Origin of the sequence: Synechococcus sp. PCC 7335, assembly GCF_000155595.1 — a bacterium.
Taxonomy (GTDB): domain Bacteria; phylum Cyanobacteriota; class Cyanobacteriia; order Phormidesmidales; family Phormidesmidaceae; genus Phormidesmis.
The window spans coordinates 1-8,390 of record NZ_DS989908.1 but is presented as its reverse complement, the minus strand read 5'-3'; the positions used below and the strand labels follow the sequence as shown (position 1 = coordinate 8,390).

Here is an 8,390-nt window from a genome sequence, read left to right as displayed (position 1 = left end):
AGCTGTTGAGCTAACTGCACTATCCCTCTAAAGTCCAATGGATGAGAGTTCGCGAGAAAGCTCAAGAAAAGCTCGAGCTCTATCATCAACGAAGTCAATGTAAGAAGACCCTGCAATCAGCAAGGTTGGTTCAAGAGGCTGCGCTCGCAGCAGGAAGACAGGTTTCCGAATATCCTCAGTGAATAGATATTCTCGAGGTGCCCAGCGTGATGTTTTCCAAGATGGTGTCACAATGCATAAGACTGCGCGTGAATCACGGATGATGCCTTCTAGCTCCAAGTGAAACTGTGCTTGGTAGTTGCGCTTGCTTTCGTGGAAATCCCAGTAGCCATACCCTTCTTGTTTCAAAAATAATTTCAATTCGCCAAGGAACTTCCGATCCTCGACAGAGTAGCTAATGAAAAAGTAACCTTCGCTTTGGGTGGATGATTTCTCAATTGGCTGCGAAGGTTGCCCTAAATATGTTCCTAATGCATCGGAGAGTGCGTCAATGGCTTTGTCTCTGCTTTCTTCGTGCATCAACCCATTGCCGCGCTTTGAGGAATGGGGGCAGTTTATCTGGGAGCGCACCTTCGACCAGCACTGGAATGACAGCAATCTGTTCGTTAGAAAACTTTGCAGCCCTTAGCTCCTCTTGCATCCATGAGGAAGAACTCGTGTTGCGTCCTGCAAACCACAGCAACACTTTAGCATCTCGGAGTGCATTGGAGATCGACATTCCCCATTCTTCACCTGGCACAAGCTGAATGCGGTCAATCCAAACATGAAAACCGCGTGCCAGTAGCGCCTTGACAATTGGTATCACTACATTAGCGTCTCGGTGGCTATAGCTTGCGAATGCGTAATTATCCATATTGTGCTAATTATTTATTACTAGAGTGAGACAATTTTCGCAATTACTATACAGGAGAGTTCTGCTAGCTAATTACAGAACCCTGTCTTTATGTGCTTCCTTTAATCGAAGATGAATAGATCATTCTTGCATAAGCAACATAATCATCATAATCCTTGAATACGTGGCATAAACGCCCGTCAGAGCCACTGGATTTTGCCTGTTCCCATAGATTTTCCCTTTCATCTACATAACCGACATGTTCTTCTATAAGAGGTCTTCTATCGAAAGAACTATAACAATTAGATACTAAGTAACTTCCTTCGGGAAACTTCATGATTGCTTTCTTGGTTAGTTTCCCAGTATAGATAGGTTTTCCTATCGATGCCTTCCTTCCAACTTTATGGATTGCTGATAGGATCTGCTTCGCAACCCTAGATAAGCCATCGCTAGTGCTCACAGCGAATTTCCCAGCAATTAGAGGTGAGTATCTCTTGATTTCCTCTAAACTTATATTATGCCAAACAGGAAGGATGACTTTCTCCCCACTAATCTCTCGTGAAAACAATCCATCTAGCTCAGCTCTTGGCCAGTCTTTAGAAAAGAAATTGTGACTCAAAATAACTATTCCAAATTGAGATCCAGCTAGTCCTTCGTCAATCTTTTCTCTCAGACTATCCCCAACAAATATTTCGCCTTTGTCCAACCAGATTTTTAACCCAGAACTTGTTAATAGATCTGCTAAGGGTATAACAACTTCTTTGTGATCTTCGGAAGCATGAGAGATAAAAGCATCCCAGATAATATCATTCATATGCAAGAGAGATTTCTAATAATTTCTATACGCATAATGGTAGTAACGCATCGAGTCCGGACGGCCAATCTTCCATTCTAAATACATGCATAAGCCGGACCTTAACGCATTACATCGTTATACCGTGATTAAGATCTGGGTGTGGTGCAGAGCTAGAGAGCAACCAACTCGGCGAGCTTAGCCGCAACATTTTCCATCGTGTCCTCTGCGGTGTTTAAGCCGCTTCGCGAGCCGAGCAGAGGGCTAACTTCGCGAAGCGCTTCATACGTTGTGTCATGCACAATAGGAACAAGCAGGTCACGTGCGAGGAGTGCCGAAAGCTCCTTATCGGCGATACCCTCTCCTTCAACGCGGCGCAACAGTGTAGGGGTCACAAGCACAATCCCGACCCGCGACCTCGCAAGTCCCTTATCGATTTCGCGGAGCAGCGACGCACCGAGAAGGACATCTTTCTCGCTGAACCAGACAGAGATACCGAGTGATTCGAGCAGATCGTGTAGCTCCTTAGCAATGCCTCTTCGATCATCCCATGCGTGGCAGAGGAAGATATCCCGAAGATCAGGTCGGGATGCTTGCTTTTCGACGCTTCGGCGGATCGGATCGAGTGACCTCACCTCGGCCGGTGTGTACACTACGGAAGAACCCGCCCGCGACCAGCGCGGCCTCGTGCTGTTAGAAGACCCGCCTCCGCTGCTTCTACCGCTCCTCAATTGGGATTGGGGCATAGAGTAGGAGGAATAAGACTTGTATCCGCGATATCTGCCGCTACATAGAGGGCAGGCTGCCCTCCCACTCGCTGTGTGGTGGCCCCTTACCGGTGCTGTGCATCTAACCATATTGCAACTCTCCTATCTGCAATTACTCTTCTAATTCCCTGCACAAGCATAGCTGTTACAAGGGGCTATTGGGTTCTGAAGTTGCTACCACAGAAGTCTTTCAGCATCCGTATTGGACGACCAAAAAAATAAGACGTGCTGGAAGTGATATGAACTTCAACGAGTTGTTAAATACCATAACCGTTGCATACTTGTCGTAAACTATGCCTACTCAAGTGAATGCAGAAGCCTTACACAGCATTGCTTTTGGATGAAACTCTTAAGATGACTCAACGGTTATGCCATCTAGGTAGCGATAGACGCTAGCCTTTGAGATGTTGTACTCTTCCATAAGCGTTTTGATAAGAGCACCGTCCTGCCGCTTCAGTTGCAGTTCTACTTGCTCGTTCTCTGTCAGATGCTTTCTTCTACCAAGCTGAACACCATTCGCCTTCGCATTGCGGATGCCGTCCATCTGCCGCTCAGCGCGAATTTCGGTCTCAAATTGTGCGATCGCACCCAACATGTTAAACAGCAGTCGGCCAGTTGCATCGCTCGTATCAATGCTCTGGTCAATCACCTTCAGATTGACGCCCTTCTCCTGGAGCTGGTCAGCCACCTGGCACAAATGCAGAGTAGACCTGGCCAGCCGATCAAGCCGGGTCACCACCAGCGTATCGCCCTCGCGGACGTACTCCAGGCAAGCCTTCAGCCGTGGCCGAGTGCTAGAAGTGCCCGTTTTCTTCTCTCTGAATACTTTGTCGCAGTCCTTGAGCTTATCGAGCTGCACATCGAGACTCTGACCAACCGAACTCACCCTGGCATAGCCAACCGTCGCCATAACCGACCTCAAACGTCTCACTATATTTTAGACGTTATGAGAACGCTATTTTGAGACATGGATTGAGACGTAGTTTTGTATATGTCTCAAAAGGTCTGAAATATGAGAATGTAAAGGGCGTAATGACTTTAGCTAGATGAGATTTCTCACGAAGCTCGTCTAGCGCTCTCTTTTATCACACGATATTCGAGAGATATCTCAAGCTATAAGTACCTCAAGAACTTTGACAATACCAACACTTATATTCACTTTTCTAATCTTTTGAGAATTGCGCCGATACTTCCGCAAATAGGCATGAACATTACTGCATACAAGGCCCCTGTAACATATGCTCTTGCACTATTGTAGGTGTTACCATCATTCACATTCCCGTCATTTATGAGAACCGCTACTTGGCTGGTCAATATGATCGCTAAGATTATTGCACCTATCACCCAAAACTTCGATTTTCTACTTGGCTGACCGTATATAACTCCCCCAATTAAAGAACATATCATTCCTACAAATATAGCCATAACACTGGATGACTCCTCTCCTCCAAGCATGGACAGTATGATTTGCAGGTAGAAAAGGCTCCCTGCAGCCCAAAGAAAGCCCCAACCCCCCCGATTAATGAGCTCCCTGCCCCCTCGATTGTGGGGAGAACTACTATTACCTTTTTTGCTTGAATCTGTTTTCTCTGGCTGGCTATCTTTTGCTACTTGAGTCTTTACTTCGCGATTTAATGCCGTTTGCGCAACGATACGACTTTTAACGATCTGAATATCTTCTGACTTCAATTGTAAAGATCTTTGTAAGTGAGTCAACCTGCTACCCTCAGACTCACTCAATGGATATTCAGTGGCAACTGCCTTGCGAAATTCCTCCTCATACTGCTGTAACTTACGGCGATAATTGAGCCAGTCAGGTTCTGGTTGTGGTGCATTTTGACTTGAAGCTGTTTTCTTAGCTGTTAGCTCTTTCTGAGAGCTAACTTCTTTCTGTGCAAGAATGGGCCGCTCGATAGATTCAACTTCTTGCTCCTGCAGTCCTAAAGACTTCTGAAACTTTTGTAAGCCCTCACGTACATACCCGCCTATGGGATATTCAGTTCTGACAGCTTTCTGAAATTCTTGCTCATATCGCTGTAAGTTCTTCTGATGCTCAAGCTTCTTTGTCTCTTGCGTCTGCTCTATCTGCTCAGCAAACTCCTGCTTGATCTCAGCAACATCTTCTTGCCTTAGTCCTAAAACCTCCCGTAAATCTTCTAGTTCAGATTGAGCCTGAGCAGTCAGAGGGTACTTCCGCTCAATCGCATCAGAAAACATATAACGGTAGCGCTGTATGTTCTCTAAGCGCTCTTGATATGGTTTCAGAACCGTAGCTTCTATTTCTTGAGCAGCTTCCAGATCTATACCTAGCTGACTTCGACGTTGATCTAATATTGTTCGTCCAATCGATGATATTTCACCGTGGCTAGCATACCGTTCAACTTGCCTGCGATAGCTTAATTGAGGATCTGTGACTTTTGCTTTAGCCAGGACAATATCAAACCCCATGTCCTTAAGTGTGATGAGCTTTGGTGTCATACTCGGTGCTGTCTCTTGGACCTTGCTAGTAGCATAGTCATGCAGCTCTCTCATCGAGATTTTGCCATCCTCATTGTGGTCCCCCGCCCCCGTTTCTATTCCCTCAATGAGATGTCGAGTATACAGAGACAGCTCTGACCCTTGCTGCTCAAAAGAGTATTGCGTTGAGCTAGAGGAAGCGAGCACAACTCGTCCCTCCGAACCTAGTTGATTTCTTAAATCAACTGACCCGTCATCCTTTGTCTGCAATGCTGGATCAAAGGCTCCGCTAAAGCAGCAATCTAGAATTAGGACTTGTCGCTTAGCTCGACTTTTATTCATGACATCGTGAATAAATCGTGCTGGAACAGCTGTGGAAACGACTAAATTACCTTTTGGACTCTTACGAGTGATACGACTAGCAAAGTATAAACTGTTACTATCATCCTTAATGCCATGACCTGAAAAAAACAACAATATAAAATCGTCTCTGTGCCGATCTGCAAACAGTGTCTCAATTTCGTATTGCATGTCCTGACGGTCAGGATTCGTGAGAATCTTGACTTCATCAAATTCACCCATTTCTGGATCAGATAGAACTTTTTTAAGAGCCGCTGCATCTTTAGTAGCAGCAGGCAGCGGGCTTAATTCTGGCTCGTATTCGCTGACTCCAATCAGTAAAGCAACTTTTGTCATGACTATTTACTCACGCTGCAACAAATTCTTGAGCGGCTTTCATAGCAGCTTCCAGTTCTTCTCTGCTATGAGCCTTCACTGAGAGCTTCTTCCCTTTAACTTCTACAGAAAGCTCAATTGCTTTTCCACCCAGGCGATCTCCTATAAACTGCATCACCCGCTGAGCATTCTCGGTGCTAATCTCAGCCGTTAGTAATCCGACTAACATACCGCCTACTGATTTGTTCCCTTCAGGAGGTGTGGGATCTAGCACACGGTCAACAGATTCTAGCTCGTCCATTTGTTTTAGTTCAGAGATGAGCCTTTGTGCTTGCTCATCTCTTTCTTCTGGATCTAATTCTGGATCGTTGAAGTTAATTGTAAGCTTTACTTTAGAATCATCAGGCACAGTGCTTATCCATAGGTGAATTCATTTTGCATTTATCATTTATATAGTTATTCGGATAGAAAACTTAAAAACAAACAACATCTAAACGAATCATATACATAGCTTTACATTAATGGGCTCACGGTGCTAGTTATGCAGCAATAGAAGGCTACCGAAGTGATGTACTGTTGCCGAACTCGTTTGATCGTTTGATCGTTCCGAAAATCTTCGTTTTTGGTACTTAATAGTTGGGCTAATAAGAGTTTCTAGTGGTGTATAGGAACTGATAACCAGCATCATACTGCGACTGCTTCCGTAGGTGACCGTTGCGTTCATCCCAAAGTCCGGTTCCTACATCCTTCCTTAGCTTTGACAGCCCTTGCTCTAGTTCTCTATCAGAGAGCTTAGCGAACGAGGAGATGCCGTTGCGAATACTATTGTCTAGATAGAGTTCGGGTCGCCCCCACCCTACCGCAGCAAATGAATCTGATAGGTCATATGGTAGTGGAAACGGCTCTACTCTGACAGGATGAGCGGTAATTGTCTCGACTTCAGCCCTCAAAGCCTCGATAGGTCGAAAAGTAGCTTGAACATCTTCGACGAAGCTGGGAAAGTACTGTGTTAACCAAAACCGCGTGATCGCGTCTGGATCGTAAGTGAATAGAACAACCTTTCTACCTCCTGTGATTCGCTGGATCTCTCGTAGGGCTTGCTGGTAATCCTTGAAGTGGTGCAGCGCTAGCATAACGATTGCAGCGCTCACTGAGCAATCAGAGAGAGGTAGTGCTTCTGCGTAGGCGTCTACCCATTGAATGTTGGGTTGAGCTATAGCCTGACTGCGCATGACTGTTGAGGGTTCAACTGCGATAACTTGGCAACCATAGTTGGCCAGCACGGAAGCGTAAGACCCTGTCCCAGCGCCGATATCTGCAACGATAGCGCCTTCTTCAAGTTCTAGGATTCTGAGCAAGGTATGAGCGATGCGCGGATCGCTTTGCCTTGTTTGAGCGTAGGATGCACCGATAGCGTCGTAGGTAGTCATACATCAATCTTTCGTACGCAGGAGCATCATCGTACAGCGACATACTGACAGTCAAAAGCTCGGTAGGACGCATACATGCTCCAGCGACTGAGCAGTCTTCATGGCCCAAATATATGCATGTTGAGTCTTGGTTAGTCGTGCCGCTACAGTCCCAAAAATGGTCGTTTTTCGAGCTGTCTGAAATGCTGCTGCTTGAGCTGTGTGATCGCCCGTCATTAATTGAGTCTAGGGATTTAATCTGTCGCAAAAAGGGGCGTTAATTTAGCGGTTTCGGCAGAGCAAACTGCGCGATCGCGTGACGATCAGCATATGCGGTAAGAAGAACCAAACTTTGCCTTCACCCCACTAGCTCCTCCAGTTATCGTCGTGTGCTCCTTTCAGAGGTGTCGTAATAAAAACAAATTATTACGACACCTCTGAAAAAGGAGTATAAGGGCTTTTTCCTATTCGGGATACGATGAGAGCGTCCTTCAGGCATTGCCCCTGCCACCGCTTATGCTGCCTTCCATGACAGTAAACCGTTCCTTTATCCAGGCGCTGGTAGCCGCAGAAGCACCCTGCTGTGGACTCGGACCGGTCGAAGTGGATAAGAAAAAGAGTGGATTTGTCGCCATGCGTCCCGGCGAAATCATTCCTCAAACTTGCTTGAACTTAGGCTTTAACTTCGGCCACACCCTGTACGGTAACAGCCAGTTTGAAGTCGTCCACTTTGCCTTTGAATTCTACGGTTTCAAGCAATACCATGCCCTGATGAATCCCAGCAATCCGCTAGTTCAAGTCGTTCTCAGGACCATGTTAGAGAGCCGCGATTACTTCTTCTTCTCGATAGAAGAGAAAAGCGGCAGCGTCACCACCTTTAGAAATGAGCTAAACGATGAAGTGATGTCTGGCTTCCGGCAAGACTGGCCTCGGCTCGAAGCCTCGACTACGACCAAGCAGCAGTATGACAAAGCCGTTTCTAGCTTCATCAAAGACGACACTCATCCCCCTGGCACCATGATGCACTGGATAGAGCTGGATAATTTGAGTTACCTAGACCTGAGAATAGACCGCCTAGAACTCACCCCCGCTGCTGGCTAGTGTCTGTACAGGAATCGAGCGCAATCCGGTCAAGTCCAATCCGGCAAAAGCAAGTGCTGAATAACCCATGAGTTACAATGCAGTCACGATTCCATCTTCTTCAGCCATGAGCAGCCCAGACGCACCAGGACTAACCCCAGAAATTAATGCTCGCGACATCGCTGCCCTCACTCAGGCGCTTGAAATGGTGGTTTCTCAATTTGTGCGGCCATCGATTCAACAGGCCAATGGCAATCGAGAAACGCTGAATGAAGTCATCGATCTGCTGAGTCGTCATGCTCAAGGATTACTGAGCCAAGAGCAGAGGGTAGACCAGTTGACAGGCTCACTGGAAAGCGTGACCGATATCGTGCTCA

At 46.4% G+C, this 8,390-nt stretch carries 10 protein-coding genes; 2 read left to right on the top strand and 8 right to left on the bottom strand.

Translation table 11 applies throughout. The annotated features are described in order from the left end of the window. Positions 1 to 27: 27 nt before the first annotated feature. The 8 genes from S7335_RS25055 to S7335_RS25020 form a co-directional block, all read right to left on the bottom strand. Positions 28 to 519 (bottom strand): toll/interleukin-1 receptor domain-containing protein, encoded by a 492-nt coding sequence (locus S7335_RS25055; protein ID WP_006458912.1) that lies wholly within the window; start codon positions 517 to 519, stop codon positions 28 to 30. Further along, entirely contained in the window at positions 488 to 853 is a 366-nt protein-coding gene (locus S7335_RS25050; RefSeq protein WP_038020397.1) for a toll/interleukin-1 receptor domain-containing protein, read from the bottom strand. Before S7335_RS25050 ends, S7335_RS25055 begins: the two co-directional genes overlap by 32 nt. A gap of 88 nt (positions 854 to 941) precedes the next feature. Further along, positions 942 to 1,646 (bottom strand): toll/interleukin-1 receptor domain-containing protein, encoded by a 705-nt coding sequence (locus S7335_RS26480; protein ID WP_006458900.1) that lies wholly within the window; start codon positions 1,644 to 1,646, stop codon positions 942 to 944. Positions 1,647 to 1,798: 152 nt separating this feature from the next. Continuing rightward, positions 1,799 to 2,371: a toll/interleukin-1 receptor domain-containing protein gene (locus S7335_RS25040; protein WP_227500126.1), complete on the bottom strand. Its 573-nt coding sequence runs from the start codon at positions 2,369 to 2,371 to the stop codon at positions 1,799 to 1,801. 370 nt (positions 2,372 to 2,741) lie between these two features. Further along, entirely contained in the window at positions 2,742 to 3,302 is a 561-nt protein-coding gene (locus S7335_RS25035; protein ID WP_006458910.1) for a recombinase family protein, read from the bottom strand. A 245-nt stretch (positions 3,303 to 3,547) separates the two neighbouring features. Further along, positions 3,548 to 5,545, bottom strand: coding sequence for a caspase domain-containing protein (locus tag S7335_RS26475; RefSeq protein WP_006458945.1), 1,998 nt, complete (start codon positions 5,543 to 5,545; stop codon positions 3,548 to 3,550). A 10-nt stretch (positions 5,546 to 5,555) separates the two neighbouring features. Next, positions 5,556 to 5,933 (bottom strand): hypothetical protein, encoded by a 378-nt coding sequence (locus S7335_RS25025; protein WP_006458947.1) that lies wholly within the window; start codon positions 5,931 to 5,933, stop codon positions 5,556 to 5,558. Between the two features lie 232 nt (positions 5,934 to 6,165). Beyond that, a complete protein-coding gene (locus S7335_RS25020; protein WP_006458909.1) occupies positions 6,166 to 6,954 on the bottom strand; it encodes a class I SAM-dependent methyltransferase in 789 nt (262 codons plus the stop codon). 507 nt (positions 6,955 to 7,461) lie between these two features. On the opposite strand from S7335_RS25020, the gene S7335_RS25015 reads away from it, so the two are divergent. Both S7335_RS25015 and S7335_RS25010 read left to right on the top strand, forming a co-directional pair. Further along, on the top strand, positions 7,462 to 8,034 hold the full coding sequence (locus tag S7335_RS25015; RefSeq protein WP_006458925.1) for a hypothetical protein: 573 nt from the start codon (positions 7,462 to 7,464) through the stop codon (positions 8,032 to 8,034). A gap of 67 nt (positions 8,035 to 8,101) precedes the next feature. Further along, the coding region (locus S7335_RS25010) for a hypothetical protein (RefSeq protein WP_038020390.1) at positions 8,102 to 8,390 on the top strand (289 nt) is incomplete at its 3' end.